20 protein-coding genes are annotated in these 21,340 nt (G+C 60.0%); 8 read left to right on the forward strand and 12 right to left on the reverse strand.

Going from position 1 to position 21,340, the window contains the following annotated elements; all coding sequences use genetic code 11:
- Window positions 1-69 precede the first annotated feature (69 nt).
- On the reverse strand, window positions 70-324 hold the full coding sequence (locus HH800_RS21260; RefSeq protein WP_069338982.1) for a type II toxin-antitoxin system ParD family antitoxin: 255 nt from the start codon (window positions 322-324) through the stop codon (window positions 70-72).
- Window positions 325-569: 245 nt separating this feature from the next.
- On the opposite strand from HH800_RS21260, the gene HH800_RS21265 reads away from it, so the two are divergent.
- Entirely contained in the window at window positions 570-2,042 is a 1,473-nt protein-coding gene (locus HH800_RS21265; RefSeq protein WP_235681932.1) for a mannose-1-phosphate guanylyltransferase/mannose-6-phosphate isomerase, read from the forward strand.
- 31 nt (window positions 2,043-2,073) lie between these two features.
- Entirely contained in the window at window positions 2,074-2,895 is an 822-nt protein-coding gene (locus HH800_RS21270; RefSeq protein ID WP_069338983.1) for a phosphotransferase family protein, read from the forward strand.
- A 3-nt stretch (window positions 2,896-2,898) separates the two neighbouring features.
- Here HH800_RS21270 and HH800_RS21275 read toward each other — a convergent pair whose 3' ends face one another.
- Window positions 2,899-4,065 carry a nucleotide sugar dehydrogenase gene (locus HH800_RS21275; RefSeq protein WP_169862251.1) on the reverse strand — a complete coding sequence of 389 codons (1,167 nt, stop codon included), beginning with the start codon at window positions 4,063-4,065 and terminating at the stop codon, window positions 2,899-2,901.
- Window positions 4,066-4,250: 185 nt separating this feature from the next.
- Between HH800_RS21275 and HH800_RS21280 the strand changes: the two genes are divergently transcribed.
- The 4 genes from HH800_RS21280 (at window position 4,251) to HH800_RS21295 (ending at window position 8,107) form a co-directional block, all read left to right on the forward strand.
- The gene (locus HH800_RS21280; protein WP_419248232.1) at window positions 4,251-5,210 is read left to right on the forward strand and encodes a tyrosine-type recombinase/integrase; all 960 of its coding nucleotides are present in this window, start codon (window positions 4,251-4,253) and stop codon (window positions 5,208-5,210) included.
- Between the two features lie 325 nt (window positions 5,211-5,535).
- A complete protein-coding gene (locus HH800_RS21285) occupies window positions 5,536-5,970 on the forward strand; it encodes an antitoxin Xre/MbcA/ParS toxin-binding domain-containing protein (protein WP_069338986.1) in 435 nt (144 codons plus the stop codon).
- Window positions 5,967-6,446, forward strand: a complete 480-nt coding sequence (locus tag HH800_RS21290; RefSeq protein WP_069338987.1) for an RES family NAD+ phosphorylase — start codon at window positions 5,967-5,969, stop codon at window positions 6,444-6,446. Before HH800_RS21285 ends, HH800_RS21290 begins: the two co-directional genes overlap by 4 nt.
- 257 nt (window positions 6,447-6,703) lie before the next feature.
- The gene (locus HH800_RS21295) at window positions 6,704-8,107 is read left to right on the forward strand and encodes a hypothetical protein (protein WP_169862254.1); all 1,404 of its coding nucleotides are present in this window, start codon (window positions 6,704-6,706) and stop codon (window positions 8,105-8,107) included.
- A 170-nt stretch (window positions 8,108-8,277) separates the two neighbouring features.
- On the opposite strand, the gene HH800_RS21300 is transcribed toward HH800_RS21295, so the two are convergent.
- The 4 genes from HH800_RS21300 to HH800_RS21315 form a co-directional block, all read right to left on the reverse strand.
- A complete protein-coding gene (locus HH800_RS21300) occupies window positions 8,278-9,102 on the reverse strand; it encodes an IS5 family transposase (RefSeq protein ID WP_125990377.1) in 825 nt (274 codons plus the stop codon).
- A gap of 211 nt (window positions 9,103-9,313) precedes the next feature.
- Entirely contained in the window at window positions 9,314-10,369 is a 1,056-nt protein-coding gene (locus HH800_RS21305) for an IS5 family transposase (RefSeq protein ID WP_169863388.1), read from the reverse strand.
- A 32-nt stretch (window positions 10,370-10,401) separates the two neighbouring features.
- A complete protein-coding gene (locus HH800_RS21310) occupies window positions 10,402-10,560 on the reverse strand; it encodes a hypothetical protein (RefSeq protein WP_169862256.1) in 159 nt (52 codons plus the stop codon).
- Between the two features lie 129 nt (window positions 10,561-10,689).
- On the reverse strand, window positions 10,690-12,561 hold the full coding sequence (locus HH800_RS21315; protein WP_169862257.1) for a sulfatase-like hydrolase/transferase: 1,872 nt from the start codon (window positions 12,559-12,561) through the stop codon (window positions 10,690-10,692).
- 406 nt (window positions 12,562-12,967) lie between these two features.
- Here HH800_RS21315 and HH800_RS21320 point away from each other — a divergent pair, with 406 nt between their 5' ends.
- Window positions 12,968-14,461: a phosphomannomutase gene (locus HH800_RS21320; protein WP_169862259.1), complete on the forward strand. Its 1,494-nt coding sequence runs from the start codon at window positions 12,968-12,970 to the stop codon at window positions 14,459-14,461.
- 295 nt (window positions 14,462-14,756) lie between these two features.
- Complete coding sequence (locus HH800_RS21325; RefSeq protein ID WP_169862261.1) at window positions 14,757-15,761, forward strand: IS30 family transposase; 1,005 nt, start codon at window positions 14,757-14,759, stop codon at window positions 15,759-15,761.
- A gap of 82 nt (window positions 15,762-15,843) precedes the next feature.
- On the opposite strand, the gene HH800_RS21330 is transcribed toward HH800_RS21325, so the two are convergent.
- From HH800_RS21330 to HH800_RS21355, 6 genes are read right to left on the reverse strand one after another with little or no spacing between them, the layout of a single operon-like run.
- Window positions 15,844-16,683, reverse strand: a complete 840-nt coding sequence (locus HH800_RS21330) for a class I mannose-6-phosphate isomerase (protein WP_235681933.1) — start codon at window positions 16,681-16,683, stop codon at window positions 15,844-15,846.
- A gap of 20 nt (window positions 16,684-16,703) precedes the next feature.
- On the reverse strand, window positions 16,704-17,573 hold the full coding sequence (rfbA, locus tag HH800_RS21335) for a glucose-1-phosphate thymidylyltransferase RfbA (protein ID WP_069335419.1): 870 nt from the start codon (window positions 17,571-17,573) through the stop codon (window positions 16,704-16,706).
- 23 nt (window positions 17,574-17,596) lie between these two features.
- Window positions 17,597-18,484, reverse strand: coding sequence for a dTDP-4-dehydrorhamnose reductase (gene rfbD / locus HH800_RS21340; protein ID WP_069335420.1), 888 nt, complete (start codon window positions 18,482-18,484; stop codon window positions 17,597-17,599).
- A complete protein-coding gene (gene rfbB / locus HH800_RS21345; RefSeq protein WP_069335421.1) occupies window positions 18,481-19,545 on the reverse strand; it encodes a dTDP-glucose 4,6-dehydratase in 1,065 nt (354 codons plus the stop codon). Before rfbB ends, rfbD begins: the two co-directional genes overlap by 4 nt.
- Before the next feature lie 3 nt (window positions 19,546-19,548).
- Window positions 19,549-20,115 (reverse strand): dTDP-4-dehydrorhamnose 3,5-epimerase, encoded by a 567-nt coding sequence (gene rfbC / locus HH800_RS21350; protein WP_069335422.1) that lies wholly within the window; start codon window positions 20,113-20,115, stop codon window positions 19,549-19,551.
- 34 nt (window positions 20,116-20,149) lie between these two features.
- Window positions 20,150-21,295, reverse strand: coding sequence for a polysaccharide biosynthesis/export family protein (locus tag HH800_RS21355; protein WP_069335423.1), 1,146 nt, complete (start codon window positions 21,293-21,295; stop codon window positions 20,150-20,152).
- Between the last annotated feature and the right edge of the window lie 45 nt (window positions 21,296-21,340).

Raw genomic sequence — 21,340 nt, forward strand, 5'->3', positions numbered from 1 at the left:
GCACGAACTGGGCGCTTTGCCGTCTTTTTCCGTCCTGTCGGCGCGTCAGTCGCCATGTCTTCCCGCCGTTCATACCCCAGATGGGGGAGGAATGTCAGACGCTGCCGGTTGTGCACCGCCCTGCTGCACAGATGCATCGAAGGGCAGGGCGGTATCCGCCACCATAATATCGCCCAGAGCACGGAGGCGTGCTTCATGCTCCTCCAACAGGCGTAGTCCGGCGCGCACGACATCGCTGGTCGAACCATAGCGGCCCGATCTCACCTGTTCGCTGACGAACTGGCTGAAATGATCGCCGATAACGATGGAGGTATTGCGCGCCATGATGATCCCTGGACGACGGATGATGGTTAGAAGCTATACCAACAGATAATACAGAGCAATGCAAGATAAATGGTATCTTTATGATACCATATGGTATCCAAATAACTCCATGAATACACAATGGTATGAAGGCGCTGTCGATTGGGTGCGGGCAGCAAAAAAAATCCAGATGCCGCATTGTCGCGGTAAGCAATCTGGACATAGAATTGTGGCAGATGCCATGAAATGGTGTCAGGGGGATTTTGATGGATAACAAGGCACAGCCAACAGCGGCAGGTTCCAACATGCGCATCACGCCTGTCATATTGGCGGGTGGATCAGGCACGCGGCTATGGCCATTGTCGCGCAAATCCTATCCCAAGCAGTTCGTGCCGCTGGTGGGGGACGCAACGCTGTTCCAGGCCGTCGCCCGTCGCTTGTCCGGCGCGACGGACGATTTTACCTTCACGCGGCCGATGGTGCTGACCAACGCATTATTCCGTTTCATCATCGTCGAACAGCTGACGCAGGAAGGGATCGACCCCGACGCCATCCTGATCGAACCGGAAGGGCGCAACACGGCGCCCGCCATATTGGCGGCCGCGCTGCATCTGGCGGCACGGCAACCTGATGCCATCATGCTGGTCGCACCATCAGACCATGTGGTGCCCGATGTCGCCGCATTCCACGAAGCGGTGGGCAAGGGTCTGGCCGCGATCGACCGGGGCGATCTGGTGACGTTCGGCATACAGCCGACGCGGGCGGAAACCGGCTATGGCTATCTGGAGATCGCGAGCCGACCGGATGGATCAGGCACACCGATCAGCCTGACCAGCTTTGTCGAGAAGCCCGATGCCACCCGCGCGCAGGAAATGCTGGCGACCGGCAACTATCTGTGGAACGCCGGGATTTTCCTGTTCGCGGTCCAGGATATCATCGCCGCGTTCGAACGGCACGCGCCCGCCATGCTGGGCAGCGTGCGCATGGCCGTCGAACAGGCAGAGGCGGACCTGGGCTTCCTGCGTCTGGCGGCCGATCCGTGGAGCAAGACGGACAATATCGCCATCGACGTCGCCATCATGGAGCGCGCCGACAATCTATCCGTCGTCCCCTATGATGCGGGATGGTCGGACCTGGGCGATTGGGACGCGGTGTGGAGCCATATGCAACCCGACGCACAGGGTGTATCGCTGTCTGGCGCGGCAACCGCGATCGATTGCCGCAATGCGTTGTTGCGATCGGAAAGCGAGGGGCTGGAGATTGTCGGCCTTGGCCTCGACAATATCGTCGCGGTAGCGATGAGCGACGCGGTGCTGATCGCCGACAAATCGCGCACGCAGGACGTGAAGAAGGTGGTCGAGGCGCTGCAACGCAAGGGCGCGGTGCAGGCGGAGACGTTCCCGAAGGATCACCGGCCATGGGGCTGGCATGAAAGCCTGCTGATCGGCGGGCGGTTTCAAGTCAAGCGCATCACCGTGCTGCCCGGTGCATCGCTAAGCCTGCAAAGCCATTTCCATCGGTCCGAACATTGGATCATCGTGGAGGGCACGGCGCGCGTCACGTTGGACGGCGACATATCAGTGCTGACCGAAAACCAGTCCATTTACATTCCGGTTGGCGCTCAGCACCGGATCGAAAATCCTGGGCGTATCCCCATGGTCTTCATCGAAGTGCAGACCGGCCCCTATGTCGGGGAGGATGACATCATCCGTTATGAGGATCGCTATGCACGGGCATGACCGTGGCCACGGGGTCTGATAACAGGCCCGAATGAACGACCGAACGTCCCCCTATCCCTTCATCGCCAGAGGCGCGAGCGCTGAGTTATTCGATATTGGCGGGGGGCACGCGCTCAAACTGTTCCGCGACAGCGTGTCGGACGAGATGATCGCCCGCGAAGCCGAAGCGTCTGCCCATGCGGCGGCATGCAGCGTACCGACAGCCGCGGCGATCGGGCTACAAACGTCGGACGGACGGCGAGGCATCATCTATCCCCGACTTGAAGGCATGACGTTGATGGATTGGGTCCGTCGCAATCCGATGCGGGCAGGGTGGGCTATGAACCAGATGGGTGATATTCATGCAGCCATGCATCGGGCAAGTGGAGGAAATTTGCGGTCGCTGAAACAGGTGCTGGCGACCGATATTGCCTATGGCCCCGCGCCCGATCCGCTGCAACGCGCGGCGATTGCCTATCTGGAGGCATTGCCGGATGGCGACGCGCTGACCCATGGCGATTTTCATCTGGGCAATGTCATGATGACACCGCGGGGCATGGTGGTGATCGACTGGTCGAAGGCCGCGGCTGGGCATCCGGCGGCCGATGTGGTGCGATCCGAAATGCTGATGCGCTTTGGCATCGGGCCAACCGACTGGGTGACGAACCTGTGGCGTGACTGGGCGGCGAGGCGGTTGCGCAGGAGCCATGCGGCGGCGTCGGGTGTCAGCGCCCGCGACATCGATGCGTGGCGGTCCGTGGTAGCGCTGGCCTGGCTGCGCGCGCGCGATGCCACCGGTCGGACGCCGGCGTTCATGCGCTATCTGGACGGGGCATTGCGCAGGAGCGAGATTGGCAGCCTGCGTCCTGAATGACGATCAATCCGATCCGAAAAGATCTCGCGTGAAGATCTTGTCCGACACATCCTCTATGTCCGCGGTCATGCGGTTGGCGATGATGACGTCGCATTCCTGCTTGAACGCGCCAAGATCACGCACGACCCGCGAGCCGAAAAACGCATCCTCCTGCATCGCCGGTTCGTAGATCACGACCTCGATACCCTTGGCCTTGATCCGCTTCATGATGCCCTGGATCGAGGACTGACGGAAATTGTCGGAGCCCGCCTTCATCACCAGGCGGAAGACACCGACCTTTTTTGGCCGCTTCGCGATGATCTGGTCGGCCAGGAAATCCTTGCGGGTGTGGTTGGCGTCGACGATGGCGCGGATCAGGTTCTGCGGCACTTCGGAATAGTTGGCGAGTAGCTGTTTGGTATCCTTGGGCAGGCAATAGCCGCCATAGCCGAAGCTGGGATTGTTATAATGCGACCCGATGCGCGGGTCGAGGCCGACACCCGTGATGATCTGGCGGGAGTCCATGCCATGAGCAATGGCGTAGCTGTCCAGTTCGTTGAAGAAGGCGACCCGCATGGCGAGATAGGTGTTGGCGAACAGCTTGATCGCCTCCGCCTCGCTGGGGTCGGTGAACAGGATTTCCACGTCCTTCTTGACCGCGCCCTGCAACAACAAGTCGGCGAAGATGCGGGCGCGTTCCGACCGTTCGCCCACGATGATGCGCGAAGGGCGGAGATTGTCCTGAAGCGCTTTGCCTTCACGCAGGAATTCGGGAGAGAAAATAACCTGATTGGTGTTAAATCGCTGACGCACATCCTCCACAAAACCGACCGGCACGGTCGATTTGACGACGATGGTCGCGGAAGGATTGGCGGCCTTGGCTGTCTGAATCACTGCTTCGACTGAGGAAGTGTCGAACTTGTTGGTGCCGACATCATAATTAGTCGGCGTCGCGACGATCACATAATCGGCATCGACCAGGGCTTGTTGTGGATCGAGCGTGGCAGTGAGGTTGAGCGGACGCGTGGCGAGAAACTCTTCCAGTTCCGCGTCGACGATCGGCGATTTGCGCGCATTGAGCATATCGACACGTTCGGGCGTGATGTCGACCGCCGCGACTTCATTATGCTGGGCCAGCAGAACAGCATTGGAAAGCCCGACATAGCCCAGGCCGAAAACAGCGATCTTCATTCTTCGTCATTCCTTGCATCACGCACCGCCACGGGCGCGTCCGGCACTCCGGATCGGCATATGGCATCCCTGCGACGGATAAGACCGACTTACAACCATTCATCATGGGGGAAGAAATGCAATTTCTCCTTCCATGTTCAGTATATGTGATAAAGGACATTATCACATATAATGCATCTGGTCCGATTTTCATGCTGCCGTCGATCCCCTTGCCTTCGCTTAGCCTGCCGCCGATCGTGGCGGAGGCGCCGCCGCATGTGCATATGCGCTTCCTGGAATTTTTCGCGGCCAACATCCGCAACGCTAATACGCGGCGCGCCTATGCGAGGGCGGCGCGGGATTTCCTGACATGGTGTTCCGGCCATGGCGTGCGCAGGCTGGACGAGATTGCGCCGATCCATGTCGCGGCATGGGTGGAGATGCTGGGACAGTCGCTCGCCGCGCCCAGCGTCAAGCAGCGTCTGGCCGCGATCCGCCATCTGTTCGACTGGCTGGTGACGGGGCAGGCGATCGCGACCAACCCCGCCGCCAGCGTGCGCGGCCCCGCGCACAGCGCGCGCGCCGGGCGCACGCCGGTGCTGGAGGCGGCGGAGGCGCGGGCGCTGCTCGACGCGATCGACATATCGACGCTGGCGGGGCTGCGCGACCGGGCACTGATCGGCCTGATGATCTACAGCTTTGCGCGCGTGGGGGCGGCGCTGGCGATGCGTCGGGAGGATGTCTTCGTGCAGGGGCGGCGGCTATGGCTCCGCCTGCATGAAAAAGGCGGCAAGCGGCATGAGATGCCCTGCCACCATATCCTGGAAGAGTATCTGCTTTCCTATATAGAAGCGTGCGACATCAGCGAGGGCAGGGCGCCGCTGTTCCGCACCGTCGATCGCGGGCGCCGCGCCTTGAGCGATCGGGCGCTGCGTCAGGCCGAAGCCCATGCCATGGTCCGCCGCCGCGCCCGCGCCGCCGGGATCGAGACGCAGATCGGCAACCATAGTTTCCGCGCGACCGGCATCACCACCTATCTGAAAAATGGCGGTACACTGGAAAATGCCGCCGCCATGGCCAATCACAGCTCCACCCGCACGACGCAGCTTTACGACCGGCGGCGCGACGACATCAGCTTGGCGGAAGTGGAACGGGTACGGATATGAAGGCCGAGGTCATACTCTTTTATACTACGCAGATATGGCGGATTTCCGAGATTTCGGCATCGCGCGAAAGACATACTACAACATAGTATCGCTTTTCATCGGATAACACACTGTAATATATCGCAAATAGTCTTCACCTTGGTGCGTTCGGTGTGCTTGCCTGATCCGGCCCATCCTCTATTGGTAACCGACGTCGATGTAAGCAGGGTTAGAATAGGCATTTGCTTTCTGCGAGGCACCGCACCAGCGCGACTGGCTTTGAAGTCGTCATCTTGCCATTGCCTCATATGAAGCATATATATGCCTCAACTGAGGCAGGATGGTCATGGCGACGCAATTTCAATCGGTGGAAGATTTGCTGGGCGTGAAGGCGGGCATCCATGCGTCGCGCCTGGCGCTGCCGTCGTCCATCGAAAGCGGGCTGCCGGTCGCGGCGCTCGATCATCTGGCCGACAGCGTGGCGCCCGGTGACGCCCGCTTCAAGTTCCGCCTGATACCCAAGGCAACGCTGGAACGCCGCCGCAAATCCGCCACCAAGCGGCTGACGAGCGAGGAGGGTGACCGCCTCGCCCGTCTGGCCAAGGTGTTCAGCTTCGCACTCGACATATATAAAGAGCCGGAGCGCGCCCGTGAATTTCTGGGCCGCCCGCATCCGATGCTGGACGGGAAGGCGCCTCTGGACGTGGCGCTGGCGACCAGTCCGGGCGCGGACCTGGTCATCAACCTGATCGGCCGCGCCGCCTATGGCGGGGGCGTGTGACGGGCAGGAAAACCGACCGGGTTCTGACGGCCTATCGCATCGGCGATCCCGATGGCGTCCATCCCATCTATGACAGCGAAGGGGCGCGGCTGTATCCGGGGCGGTGGAACACGCCCGCCAGCCCCATCATCTACACGTCGGAACATTATTCGACGGCGATGCTGGAAAAGCTGGTCCATGCGGGCAGCGTGCTGCCACCCAACCAGCATCATATCCGCATCACCATCCCCAACGGCATCAGCTATGAAATATTCCAGACCGCCGCGCATCCGGGATGGGACGGAAAGGATGAGGGACTGTGCAAGGCGTTCGGGCAGGCATGGTATGCGCAGCGGCGCAGCGCCATATTGATCGTGCCGTCCATGCCCGCGCGGGTGGAGCGCAATATCCTGATCAACCCGCTGCACCCCGACGCTGCCGGGATCGCCCATGACCTGCCGGAACCGGTATGGTGGGATGATCGACTGTACGGGTGATGGGCGATCCTGACAGGTCGTGTTCGCGCTTGACCTGCCAGAATCCACTACTCCTTAAAAAAGAATGGAATGCAGCGCAAGCGGACGACTTCAGTCATATGCAGATATGTCCCGTTCATACGCGATGGCCGAAAGACGATGCCAAGGCGACCTAGTGACGTATCTGCATCGGAGCTCCGAGGGTCTCCCTGTATCGCTTTCACTCTCAAGTGTAGCAAGGCATCGTCAGGAAAAATTGAGCGGTTCACGGAGGTATCATGACGACGCGCCATTTTCTTGCAGTTTCTGCTACGCCCATTTTCTTCATTATATCATATGGCGCTGCGCTGTGTCAGTCTCCTCCCCCCTTGCAAGAGACTGCGACCACATCAGAGGGGTTGCGCCTTTCCCGTACATCTGGCGGCTCAGTTCATGGCGCCACGGTAGACCATAGCCTCGCCTGCATTGACACACAGGCTATTGTCGCAACATTTCCGATTAAAAACTGCCTGAAGGTGGAGCAGACTTATGGGGGGTCGGCTGCATCCGGTATTCGCCAGGCAATTGAAGGATATTCAATTCTCCAAAAACCTACAGCACCATCAAATAAGCTACGATTCTATGTCGGGGGTTCTTTTACCGCAGAAGCAATTGCAGGGGATGGAGGATTTTCAACATCAATCAGCGATGACGCTAGCGCCGGAGCAACGAGCATCCGTGTGACGGATGTGTCAGGCATCGGCAAGGGCGACATGTTGACGATCGCTCTGATCGACAGCGTTTCAGGCACCGCATATCAGCAAGTTGTAGCGGACGGGATACGCGGGAGTATCATTCAATTTTCTCCGCCACTTACCCGTCCCGCAACTGAAGGAGCCACTGTCATTATCAGCAGAGGAGAGTTGCAGGGCGCAATCGCCCAGGGGGTCAACAGAAACAAAAGCCGACACATGGATGCCGTAATAGGTATTGAATCGAACATAACGGTCGAGGCTGGCGCAGCCCCACGCATCAAAATCTGGAACAGTAATGTAAACAACGCAGACGATCGGGCCGCCGGTCTTCAATGGGATGCCGCGATCGGCCTGTCCTCATCTTCACCCCAGATTCACAGTCGTACAGGAATTTTATTTTCTCCCTATGGCGGCTATTTTCCTGTCGAACGCAATGGCACGTTGATTGGTGCTTATTCCGGCGCTCAGGGCACACAATATAGTATTTCGCGTGGGATAGATTTTTCGGGCGTAGAGATCACCGGCAGCGCCTTCGCTGCACAGGTCAACACGGCGGAAGGCATCGCCCCCAGCACACCACAGCCCGGCTTTGCCATTCAAGGCAATCTGAGCGGTGGAGCAGCTGAAATAAATCTGGTCAATACCTATGAAAATGCTCCGACAGCGTTGACCGTATTACAAAAGACAGGGAAAAGCGCGAGTATACCGGTGCTGACATTGAGCGGCGTTGGCGATCTATCTTCCACGGGAATTATGCAGCCGGCACAAGGTGTGAAGCTTCCTTCCGCCAAAGTAGCCGAGTTGCCGACATGCCAATCTGAACGGTCGGGCCTGATGTTCTTTGCTGTCGATGCTGCAGATAATCCGACGTATCGCGCCATAGCCGCGAGCGGTGGAACAACCCGTGTAAATGTGACATGTGACGGCAAGAATTGGCGATATATGTGATGTCAACACGCGATTGGCTTAAGCCTGAGTATAAGCAAAAATCACATATCGCTGAAAGCATAACCAAAGAGAATTTACATATGTAATTATCTATCAATATTATTCCGATTTTTCATATGGAAGAAATTTACGCAAATATTCCATTATGCTCTTAGAGTCCGTTTGGAAAATCAGGGATGAGCGTTTCGGCGTAGTAGGTTTCCACCCATGGCGACGAGGATCATCGCCTGTGAGACGTCGATGCGCTTTTCGTAGTCGCGGACCAGACGGCGCCATCGGGTCATCCATCCGAAGGTGCGTTCGACGACCCAGCGGCGCGGAAGCACCTTGAAGCCCTGCTGGCGATCGCTTCGACGGATGACCTCCACGACAAAGTCGAGGTAGCTGGCCTTGTCCATGAGCTTGAGGCGATCATAGGCGCCATCGGCAAAGAGATGCTTCACCCACGGCCAGCGCTTGCGGATGCCATCGAGGATCGCCTGAGCGCCTGCACTATCGGAGATATCGGCGGTAGTGAGGTTGACCATCAGCAAGCGTCCATCGGTGTCGACTGCGATATGCCGCTTGCGACCGACGATCTTCTTGCCTGCGTCAAAACCGCGCTTTTCTGCGGAAGGCGCCTTGACCGACTGGCTGTCGATGACCGCCGCACTGGGGCTGGCTTCTCGCCCCTCACGTTCTCGGTCCAACATCAATTCGATGTCGTGGATCGTCTGGAACAGGAACCTGCGTGCCAGCTCCCGAAACCAGCCATAGACCGTCTGCCAGGCGCCAAAATGGATCGGCAGCATCCGCCAACCACACCCCGATCGCACCAGATAGCGGACCGCGTTGATCACTTCGCGGAAATCCACCTCGCGGGGACGGCCTCGACGACCCGGCTTGGGCATCAACGGCGCAAGGCGATCCCATTCCTCATCGGTCAGGTCACTGGGATAACGCTTCGTCTTCTTCGCAATCTGGGCCATCCGCCCCCGGCTCTGCTGCGTCCACATCCAGAGCCTGAATCACGCAGATACGCCTATGACAACCCCTGCCGCCGATTTCCCAAACAGCCTCTTAAATCGCGGTTCGGACACCTCGAAGAACCGTCTGATTTCGGCATGATGGCGGCTTGAAGGCTCAAGAGGGAAGTATGAGCCTCGGTTTCGGGGGCTGATCTGCTGATTTTCGTCGGTGCGGCGCCTTCACAGGCCGTCTTTGGCGTCACGCGGGCGCAATTCGCCCCTCGAGCCAGGCCAGGCGCTGGAAGTTATAGGCAAGGTTGGTCATGCCGATCTTGATACGGGCACGAGCAATGCCGATGGTGCGCACCACCAGACCCATGCGGTGCTTTTGCCCGGCAAAGACGTGCTCGACGGCGGAGCGGACCGCGGACCGCTTGGCATTGGCGCGTGCAATACGCTCAGGCATCGCTCGGCGGTGCGGCTTGCGCTGGTGGATGTGGCTGGTGAACATGCCTGTGGCGAGGAAGGCCTCGTTCTTCTTCGAGCGGTAGGCCGTATCGGCCCATACGCCCGAAGCCGTGTTGCCCCGGCTGATCAGCGTCGGCAATCGCGCGCCGTCGTGGGCATTGGCAGCGCTGGCATCCCAGGTGCGGATCAGGCCATGCGCCCGGTCGATGCCGATATGGTTCTTGTAGCCGAACATCGGGATGGCCAGATCGACCGGCTTAAAGGCCTTGGGGTCCGCGCCTTCCTTCACCTTGGCCTTGGCGTACTTCACGCTCCAGCGGGCATCGCGATCCTTTTGCCGGATCTTCGCAGGGTTATTCTGCCAGCGCTCGGGTATCCGGCCCTCCTTGATGGCCGCCTTCTCCTCCTCGGTGTTCCGCTGCTTCGGGGCGGGTACAACGGTGGCATCGATGATCTGCCCGCCCATGGCGAGGTAGCCCCGGTCCGTGAGGGCGGCATCGAAGCGGGCAAAGAGCCTGTCGATGGCCCTGGCCTTCACCAGACGCTCCCGGAACAGCCACACTGTCGTCGCATCGGGCACCGTGCCATCCAGGCCTAGCCCCAGAAAGCGCTGGAACGAGAGGCGGTCCTTGATCTGAAACTCGGTCGCTTCGTCAGAAAGCGAGTAGAGCGCCTGCAGCACGAGGATCTTGAACATGAGGACCGGGTCGAATGGCGGGCGGCCACCCTTGCCGCGAGGATTACGGCGCAGCGCGGCGACGGCCGCCAGACGCTCCAGCGGATCGCCCGCAGCGCTCAATGCCTCATATCGGTCCGAAAGATCGAAGAAACCCGGCTGCCCTGCCATCATCGCCTCCGCTATCGCGCAAAGGCAGTGAATCACTTCAGGCCCTCAGGCGCCACGGGTTTTTCGAGGTGTCCGTTCTTCTGCCAAATTCGTCCATTCTTTTGGATCGGATGGGTGATGGTAAAGTTCTTCGCCACCAGATGCGTAGGTGGAATAACGCCATGGCCCATGGCGTAACGAATGATTGCCACGGCCCCAAGTGCTAACCACGGGCCTCCCGTGAAAGCGGCCTTTTTCGATCGCATCAAGCAGACTGCGAGATTCCATCGCAGCTGGCATCTCCATTCCACAATATGCGAAGATAGTAGGAAAAAGGTCAATCAGGGTAACGGGTTCATCGCAATAGGGTGCGCGATATGTCCCTTGGGCGGCACAATCAGCATCGGCACGTGGGTCGCTTCTTCCCACAATACGAATTTGCGCCAATGAAGTTTTTCACCGAGGTGAAAGCCCTTGTCGCCCCAAAGCGCGATGATCGTGTTATCGGCATGTTCGCTACGCTCCAGCGTCTGGACGATCCGGCCAACGATCCAGTCGCAATAGGAAATCGCTGCCAGATAGCCCTGCACAGCATCACGCCAGACCCCGTTGGAGGTGACCAGTTCATGATCCCTTGGCGATAGTGCCCATGCACGCGCCTGGTCTGGCACATCATCGAGATCGCCGTCCTTGACCAGAGGCAGCGCGATGCGTTCCTTGTCATACATATCGAAAAACCGCCGCGGCAAATGCCAAGGCAAATGAGGCTTGTAGATCCCGGCGGCGCAAAAAAATGGCTTGTCCGGTGCGCTCAGCAGGAAATCCGATACCGATTGACAGACCTTCTCATCAGGCATCAGCGCTTCCTGATCGTCAGCGAGAGGCCCCCAGTCGAAATGGTGATAGAAGGGCGGAACCTCATCAAACTTGCTGAAGTCATGCAGTTTGTTGAGTGGCCTTTCCGTCGGTAAAGGCTCCGCAACACATGATGTAAACTGGTCCCACAGATGATCGCGTTCTTCCACGCCATTCCAGGCAGCGCGCTTCAAGATATCCCGCCCGGCCGTGGCGTAATCGAACATGCCGTGAAATACCTTGCCCGCGCCGAAGGTGTGATATCCGGCGGCTTTAAGTAGTTCGATTGCGGTTTGCGGACGCTGGGCTCGCTCCCAAAAATTCTCGTTGTGATAAATGCCGGTGGTCGACGGCAGGCAAGCTGTGAAGGTCGCCATGCGGCTGGCGTTGCAATAAGGGGCGGCGCAATAGGCCTTCGTAAACAAAGTACCCTGTCCGGCAAGCTTATCTATGGCTGGTGTTCTAACGTCGGGATGCCTTCCCAGTGCGCCAATCCAGCTGTTCAGATCGTCAGCCACGATCATCAGGATATTCGGCCGCTTGTCTTTCTGCCTGATCATATTCACGACCGGCTTTGAGATAGTCGAACTCTGCGTAGGCCATTTTGAAATATCCAGGCCAGACAATTGCTTGAAACATTCCATGTCGGCTGCAACAAAATTCGCGACATGCTCCAGATCTTCAGCGTCAGCCCCTTTGGCTCCAGGCGTTGCATAACGGCCATGCTCCCGCTTTGGCCCAGTGTCAGGAAACGGTGAAATCCCAAGAAAAAGACGAATATGCTCCAGTGTGGCTGCATGATCGTCGCGCAGATCCTCTGCGCGCAGAAATAACAGTTGTTGGCGTGAAAATAACCGCAATGCGGCGGTGACCTGCTGTCCGTAAAGGCCACGTTCCAAGTAGGAGAATACGCGCCAAGCAGGTGCGTTTCGTGGCAGGTCGCGTAACCTTTCACGCCCATCACGGATCGCCTGCCTGAAATCGAGATGCTCATCATTCCGCGCAAATTCCATAGCCCAGTGCGACAAAGCTCGTTCGAAGGGATCACGGAACAGGAAAATCAGTTTGGCATCGGGATTATACGCCGCGATCCGGTCAAGCGCGTCGGGCCAGAACTGGTAAATTGGCGTTATATCGTAGCGCAGTCTCCCATTCGCCGGTCCGGCAAAATGGTCATGCAACCGCTCATAATCGGGCTCTGCCCAATTGGTCGCCTCATCATCAAAGAAATGGATTTCCTTACGATCCGGAGACTGTAGCTCGGGATGCTCCAGAAAATGGGCGTAGAGGCTCGTGGTACCACTCTTTTGCGCGCCACAGACGAATACCGAAACCTTGTCGCATTGCGTTCCGTCCACGTTGCTATCCTTATACCCACTTCGCCTCGAGGCGGGGTTTGCGCGCCGAAGCATGACAGTCAAGTGGCCGCTGCCGGTTTGGCGGATGATGCAGCATTATGTACAGGTGTCTGCCAGAACTGACGCCGCATTCTAGGATCTCAGGCATAACCAAGATCCGATTGATGGAGGCTATGGCGACTGAAGGATAGAAGCGGAATTGGGTTCTCATATGAGCCCGATCACCCGTAAATTTCTTGACGCCGCTGCCATGATGACATTGTGGTCTATCGCTTGGAATCGTTCGAATTGATATCCATCAACAGGATCGGCATTGCCATTCCGTACGCAATGGCAGACTTTATAGCTCCATATTCCGCGTTTAAGATAGTTCATCTTTGCGCCGCAACTGAACAGCCGGGGGGTCATGACGCAGCATATTTCCATCGCCGACCTGATGGCGCAGTCAGGCGTCGCGTTCGGGACCAGTGGCGCGCGCGGGCTGGTGAGCGCCATGACGGATCGGGTCTGCTTCGCCTATACCGCCGCCTTCCTGCAACATATGGCCGATATCGGCCAGTTCGCGCCGGGCACCCATGTCGCCATCGCCGGCGATCTGCGGCCGTCCAGCCCGCGCATCATGGCGGCCTGCGCCGCGGCGGTGCGGCATAGGGGCGGGGTAGTCGATCATTGCGGCTTCGTGCCGTCACCTGCCGTGGCCGCCCATGGCTTTGCAAAGGGCATCCCGTCGCTGATGGTAACGGGCAGCCATATCCCCGACGACCGCAACGGCATCAAGTTCAACCGCACCGACGGCGAAGTGCTGAAGCCCGACGAAATGGCGATCCGCGCGCAGCATGTGGCCTTGCCCGACCTGTTCGACGATGAAGGCATGTTGAGGGACGCAGCGTCTGCGCAGCCGGTGGTGGATGTCGCCACCCCCTATATCGCGCGCTATGTCGATGCCTTTGGCGCCGACGCGCTGCGCGGCATGACACTGGGCATCTACGAACATTCTGCGGTGGGGCGCGACATATTGGTCGCGCTGGTCACTGCGCTGGGCGGCACGGCCATGTCGCTGGGCCGCGCCGATCGCTTCATCCCGGTCGATACCGAGGCGGTCCGGCCAAAGGATCAGGTGCTGGCGCGGCAATGGGCGGCGGAGCTGAAGCTGGACGCGATCTTGTCCACCGACGGGGACAGCGACCGCCCGCTGCTGGCCGACGAAAACGGCACATGGATGCGTGGCGACGTGCTGGGCATATTGTGCGCGCGGGCGCTGGGCATCGCGGCGATCGCGACGCCAGTCAGCTGCAACAGCGCGGTCGAACTGTCGGGCCTGTTCAGCGCTGTCGAGCGGACGCGGATCGGGTCGCCCTTCGTCATCGAGGCGATGAACGCGCTGGTCGACGAGGGGCAGGGCAGCGTGTGCGGCTATGAAGCCAATGGCGGCTTCCTGCTGGCGACGCCGGTGGTGCTGGACGGGCGGACATTGGGCGCGCTGCCGACGCGGGACGCGGTATTGCCGATCCTGTCGGTGCTGGTCGATGCGAAGCGGCGCGGGGTCACGCTGTCGGCGCTTCAGGCGCAATTGCCCGGACGCTATACGTTCAGCGAGCGGTTGCAGAATTATCCCACGGCACAGAGCCAGGCGCTGATCGCGCATCTGGAGCAGGGGGAAGAGGATGCGATCCTGGCGCGGCTGACGGCGATGTTTGGCGATCTGGCGGGCGCCGCGGACGGCATCGACCGGACCGACGGGCTTCGCATCCATTTTGCGGGCGGCGACATCATCCATCTGCGGCCGAGCGGCAATGCGCCGGAGCTGCGCTGCTACACCGAAAGCGACAGTGTTGAGCGGGCAGTGACGCTCAATGGGCAGGCGCTGGCGCTGGTGCGGGATTACAGCGTGCCGGCCTGATGGCAGGCGGGATATGCTGTTAGTGAGACAGCGAGTTGGACAGATAGGTATTTTTGACCATCTGTAACATGTTGAGAACCCTTGTATTTTTTGGATAATTGTGTTCGGTTTGAACGGGGAGTATCCTATTTCCCTTTGTAATCAGCTACTTGCTGCTGATATTTTTGCGTGAAAATGATGTAGTTATTATGCGTCATGCCAGCGCAAGCTGGCATTTCAGTGGGGCTGGCGCGTCATTGCCTGAGATCCCCTGAGTTCACGGAACAAGTGCAACACCTGCTAGGATGGTGTTGCGATGGGAGACGATTACGGCCAGCACAGCCTTGAGGAGCGGATCGAGATATACCGGCTGCATGCAGCCGGTATATCTCGACGGTCAATCGCGGTGCATCTGGGCCGCTCAGCGTCCACGATCAGCCGAGAATTGCGGCGGAACAGTGTGAAGACCAAGGTCTGGCCCGGCGGCTATGAACCTGTTCGCGCCCAGCAACTGGCTCAGCGACGAAGGCGGTGGGACTGTTGCTTCAAGTTGGAACGCCAACCGGGCCTGCGCGACCGAGTGAGAGACGGCCTTGCGATGGGATGGTCCCCCGAACAGATCGCCGGCCGATTGGCGCGCGAACATGGTCGCACCCTCATCAGTCATGAGGCAATATACCGCTTCATCTATCATCGTGTCGCGCAGAAAGATTACTGGCATCGCCTGCTGCCCCGCGCCAAGCACCGGCGAGGTCGCTACGCCCGTCAAGGCGGCAGCATGGTCGATATCATCAAGAACCGCCGGTCTTTGCGGGAACGGCCCGCCCAGGCTGACGACCGCGCGAGCCCGGGGCATTGGGAGGCAGACTTCATGCTCTTTGCCCAATATGGCCAATCTATCCTCGTCGCCCACGAACGAACCTCACGCTTCACCCTCATCCATCGACTGCAGGATCGAAAGGCGGAACGAACCGCAAATCATCTTGCCGATATGCTGGGATCATTGGCACCGGCCATGCGGCGAACCATCACCTTCGACAACGGCCCGGAATTTGCCCTGCATCACAAACTCGCAGCCCAGATCGATATTCAAACCTTCTTCTGCGACGTTCGCGCTCCATGGCAAAAAGGCGGCATCGAGAATGCTATCGGCCGATTGCGACGAAACCTCCCCCGCAAAACCAACCTTGATGCAACCGATCAGGCCATCATCATCAATGCACTCCAGCGCTACAATCATACACCTCGCAAATGTCTCGACTTCCAAACACCTGCTGAGGCATTCTCTCGACATCAATCACATGTTGCACTTCAAACGTGAATCTACATCCCAGCCTCCGCTGGGATAACGATGAAATTTGGGGGGGGAGCTCGCCCCCACCCATGGCGTCGCCGCCCGCCTTTCAGCGCGGGATTGCGAGGAGCGCCAAGATTGGCCCTGCCGTCAGGGTGAAGGCGCAGTCGCCCTCCAGCAGCAGACAGTCGCCCTTTTCCCATGCCAGACCATTGACCGTGCCCGCACCGCTCAAGGGCGTGAACCAAAGTTGCTTGCCGTCGGGAACGGTGACGCTCTGGTCCTCCGTCCACTGGACGAGGTCGAGTGAGAAGGGGGCTTCATCGGCGCCGATCAGGCGGCCCTCGCTGCCAAGCGGCGCTTCGCTCAGGGCGCGGTCATAGGGGGTAAGGCGGCTGACCGCGACGCCATCGTCCAGATGCAGTTCGCGCGGGCGGCCATAATCATAGAGGCGATAGGTGACATCGACATTCTGCTGGATTTCCGCCAGCGTGATGCCCGCGCCGATGGCATGAACGGTGCCCGCCGGGATGAAATAGCAGTCGCCCGGCTTCACCGGCTTCCAGTCGATCCATTGTTCCAGCGACCCGTCCTGCGCCGCGGCGCGGAACTGGTCGGGGGTCATGGGGGCGGTCAGGCCGATGCCCAGCGTGGCGCCGGGTTCGCAGTCGAGGATATACCAGATTTCCTCTTTCCCGCGCGGCAGCCCCTTTGCCACCGCCTGCGCATCGTTGGGATGCACCTGAATGGACAGGCGGTCGCTGGTGAAGATATATTTGACCAGCAAGGGCAGGTCGCGGCCGTCAGCATCTTCAAACCAGACCTCGCCAATCTGTCGCCCCGCGCCGGCAGCGGCAAAGATCGGCGGAAGGTCGGTCCGGCCCCATGGTTTTTCGACATAATGGGGGGTGAATTTTTGCATCAGTATCCCGTCACTATCCGTCGCCATGGGGCAGGGGTCAAGCAAGCTCAGCCTTGGGTCAGCACCGCACGCAGATAGCGGCCGTAATCCGACTTGCCGAGCTTGACGATTGCCTGTTCGAGTTGCGGCCCATCAATGAAGCCCTGACGATAGGCGATCTCTTCGGGCGCGGCGATCTTGAAGCCCTGACGCTTTTCGAGGACGCGAACGAAATCGGCGGCGTCGAGCAGGCTGTCGGGCGTGCCGGTGTCAAGCCAGGCATAGCCGCGGCCCATGATTTCGACGTTGAGTTCGCCGCGTTCCAGATACACCTTGTTGACGTCGGTGATTTCCAGTTCGCCGCGCGGCGAGGGCTTCAGGTTCGCGGCGATATCCACGACCTGCGCATCATAGAAATAGAGGCCGGTGACCGCCCAATTGGATTGCGGCTTTTCCGGCTTTTCCTCGATCGTCAGCGCCTTCATCTGGTCATCGAAGCTGACCACGCCATAGCGTTCGGGATCGTTGACATGATAGGCGAAGACGCTGGCGCCGCTGGTCCGCGACGCAGCGCTGGACAGGATTTCGGGCAGGCCATGGCCATGATAGATATTGTCGCCCAGGATCAGCGCCGACGGTTCGTTGCCGACGAAATCCGCACCAATGATATAGGCCTGCGCCAGACCGTCGGGGCTGGGCTGTTCTGCATATTCGATGGTCATGCCCCAGGCCGAACCGTCGCCCAGCAGCGACTGGAACGCCGGCAGGTCGCGCGGTGTGGAGATGATGAGCACTTCGCGGATGCCCGCCAGCATCAGCGTGCTGAGCGGGTAATAGATCATCGGCTTGTCATAGACCGGCATGAGCTGCTTCGAGGTGGACAGCGTCATCGGATAGAGGCGCGTGCCGCTGCCCCCGGCAAGAATGATACCCCTCATGCTCTTATAGTCCCTCAAGATAATCAGTTGGTGGCCGGTTGCAGGCGATCCATCACATCGTCCAGCGACGTGCGCCAATCCGGCAGCGTGACGCCATGGACGCGGGCGATGCGGCCGCAGTCGAGCCGCGAATTGGCGGGCCGGGTGGCGGGCGTGGCATAATCGGCCGTGCCGATCGGCCGCACCAATGCCGTCGGGCCGCCGCGCGCCGCCGAAGCCGCGAAGATCGCCTGCGCGAAATCGGCCCAGCTGGCTTCGCCCGGTGCGGTCATGTGGAAGGTGCCGCGCAGTTCGGGGCTACTATCGGCTACCATATTGATAGCTACCTGAATGATGCCGTCCGCGATGGCAAGCGCGCTGGTCGGATTGCCGACCTGATCGCCGACCACGCCCAACTCGTCGCGGTCACCCGCGAGGCGCAGCATGGTCTTGACGAAATTGCCGCCGAACGGGCTGTAGACCCATGCCACGCGCAGGATGGCGCTATCGTCATGGCCGTCCAGCACCGCTTGTTCGCCCGCCAGTTTCGACGCGCCATAGACGCCCGTCGGGCCGGTCGGATCGCTTTCCACATAGGGGCGGTCCAGCGTCCCGTCGAACACATAGTCGGTCGAGATATGGATGAGCGGCACGCCCAACGCCTTGGCCGCCTGCGCCACCGCGCCCGGACCCGCGCCGTTGACGGCATGGGCGAGATCGCTCTCACCCTCGGCCTTGTCCACCGCCGTATAGGCGGCGGCGGAGACGATGACGTCGGGCGCCGCTGCCGACAGCGTGCGCACGACCGAGGCCGGGTCGGCCAGGTCGAGATCGGGACGACCTATCGCGATCACCTCATGCCCAGCGGCCGTTCCCCGTTCGATGAGGCTGGTGACGACCTGCCCCGTCGTGCCGGTGACGGCGATCTTCATGCGGGCACCTTCGCAGTCTTGTCGAGGCCGAGGCGCTCTCCGTCATACTGCTCGCGCAGCGGCTGCCACCACCACTCGTTCTCCAGATACCAGCGCACGGTCTTTTCGATGCCGCTGTCGAAATTCTCCTGCGCCTTCCAGCCCAGTTCATCTTCCAGCTTGGTCGCGTCAATTGCATAGCGGGCATCATGGCCCGGACGGTCGGTGACATATTCGATCAGATCGGCGCGCGGGCTGTCGGTCGGGACCAGTTCGTCCAGCACCGCGCAGATGCGCAGCACGACGTCGATATTCTTGCGCTCGTTACGGCCGCCGACATTGTAGGTTTCGCCCGGCTCACCCCGTTCGATGATGATGTCCAGCGCGCGGGCATGATCGTCGACATAGAGCCAGTCGCGAATATTCTCGCCCTTGCCGTATACCGGCAGCTTGCGGCCCGCCAGCGCATTGAGGATCGTCAGCGGAATGAGCTTTTCGGGGAAGTGGTACGGCCCATAATTGTTCGAGCAGTTGGACACCACCACCGGCAGTCCATAGGTGCGCTGCCACGCCTTGGCGAGGTGATCGGACGCCGCCTTCGACGCCGAATAGGGCGAGGAGGGATCGTAGGGCGTGGTTTCCTCGAACAGGCCTTCGTCGCCCAGCGAGCCATAGACTTCGTCGGTCGAGACATGGAGGAAGCGGAAGGCGGCCTTCGCGTCGCCCTCAAGGCCGTTCCAATAGGCGCGCGCGGCCTCCAGCAGGGTGAAGCTGCCGACCACATTGGTCTGGATGAAATCGGCCGCGCCGGTGATCGAGCGGTCGACATGGCTCTCGGCGGCCAGATGCATGATGCGGTCAGGCTTGAAGCCAATGATCGCGGCATCCATGGCGGCGCGATCGCAGATATTGGCGTGCAGGAACTGGTGGGTGTTCTTGCCTTCCACTTCCTTGAGCGACGCTTCGCAGCCCGCATAGGTCAGCGCGTCGATGGTCAGGACGTCATAGCCCTTTTCCAGCACCAGATAGCGGACGAGGGCAGAGCCGATGAAGCCGGCGCCGCCGGTGACGATTACGCGCATGGGTCAGTTGCTCCAGCTGAAATAGGCAGGAAGGTCGGCCAGGACCGGCTGCTTGCGGTCCTTGGCGGAAAGGGTGTCGGCGTCGGCCACGTCGGGCCACTTGATACCGATCGCCGGATCGTCCCAGGCGAGGCCCTTGTCACATTCGGGGCTGTAGTAGCTGCCCGTCACCTTGTAGCAGATGACGGTATCGGGTTCGAGCGAGCAGAAGCCGTGCGCGAAGCCCGGAGGCACCCACAACTGCTTGCCATTTTCGGGGGTGAGCTTCTCGCCGACCCACTGTCCATAGGTGGGCGACCCGGCGCAGATATCGACCGCCACGTCGAACAGCGCGCCCGCGGTGCAGCGCACCAGCTTCCCCTGCGCATGAGGCTCGCTCTGGAAATGCAAACCGCGGATCGTGCCGACCCGCGCACTGCGGGATTCATTGTCCTGCACGAAGCTGTAGTCGCCGATATGCTTGGCGAAGATATCCGCGCGGAAGGTTTCCGCAAAATAGCCGCGTTCGTCGCCGATATGGCGAGGTGTCAACAACGTGACGCCCGCGATATCGTAGGTCTGGACTTCCATATATTCTCCTGAAAGGTGCGACCCTGTTTTTCGATCAATTGTTGCTGTTCTGGATCACCGAAACCGCGCTCGTCACGGTGAAGATCGGCGAAAAGAGCTGGCTGATCAGCTGAATGGCCTTGCTGGGCTGATTGGCGGCGGCATTGCCGAAATAGAGGACGTCCTTGTCCTGCATCACGAATTTCTGGGCGAGGAAATAAGAGCCGGTCTGCATCATGTTGAGATGGTAGACCTGGGGCACTTCCTTGCCTTCGGCATCCTTGATGTAACGGAACAGGAAGATGGCGGCGGGGTCGCCCAGATTGGGATTGGTGCCGCCAGCGGTCGCCACGGCTTCGGCCAGCGATACGGACGAACGACGGAAGGGCACCTGCTCCACCCGACCCGATGCGCCCAAAATGGAATAGGTGCGCGGATCGTCCACCAGCATCAGCCGGTCGCCCGGACGGATGCGCACGTCCAGCGCCGGATTTTCGACCATGTCGTTGACGCGCACGTCCACGCTGTTGGTCCCGCGCATGATGCGGACCATCAAATCCTTCGAATTGCCGCGATAACCACCGGCAAGGGCGATGACGTCGGACAGGCTTTCACGGTTGGTCTGAAGAACGAGGCGGCCCGGCCTGGCGACCTCTCCCCCGACGATGACCGAATTCGTGATGGCCTGTGCCATGGTCACGATAACCTGCGGATTTTGCGAGAGGCTCTTGAGCGCCTTGCGAATCGTCGCTTCAATCTCTCCGGTCGTCTGGCCTGCGACGTGCAGCGCGCCAGCATAGGGAATGGCGATGTCGCCATTATCATCCACGCGGGTCGGCGGCAGTTTCTGCACCTGGACACCGGGATTGCTGGTCATCTGCGTCAGCGCGCTGTTGGTGGCGGTGCTGGCAAACAGCGTGACGCCCGCTTCGTAGATATTGATGTCCAATATATCACCCGGCCCCACCATGTCGGTCGGCGAAGGCGCCTGTTCCGATTGCAGGGATGTCGGCGACGCTATTTCCGCTGCGGCGGGGATGTCGGCCACGGCGTGGATCTGTACCAGCTGAATGGGTGGCCCATTGACCGGCGCAGTCGCGCTTTTTTCGATCTGTCGGCCGGTGGGGCCGCTGGAAGGCAGCGTGGCGCAGCCTGCGAGGCTCGCGAGCAGAGCCAGATATATGCTATTCTTGATTTGCATCGATGATATTCTCGAAAGGCTGGCGGCTTGTCAGCGCAACGCCTT

The organism is Sphingobium yanoikuyae (assembly GCF_013001025.1).
In the GTDB taxonomy this organism is placed as follows: domain Bacteria; phylum Pseudomonadota; class Alphaproteobacteria; order Sphingomonadales; family Sphingomonadaceae; genus Sphingobium; species Sphingobium yanoikuyae_A.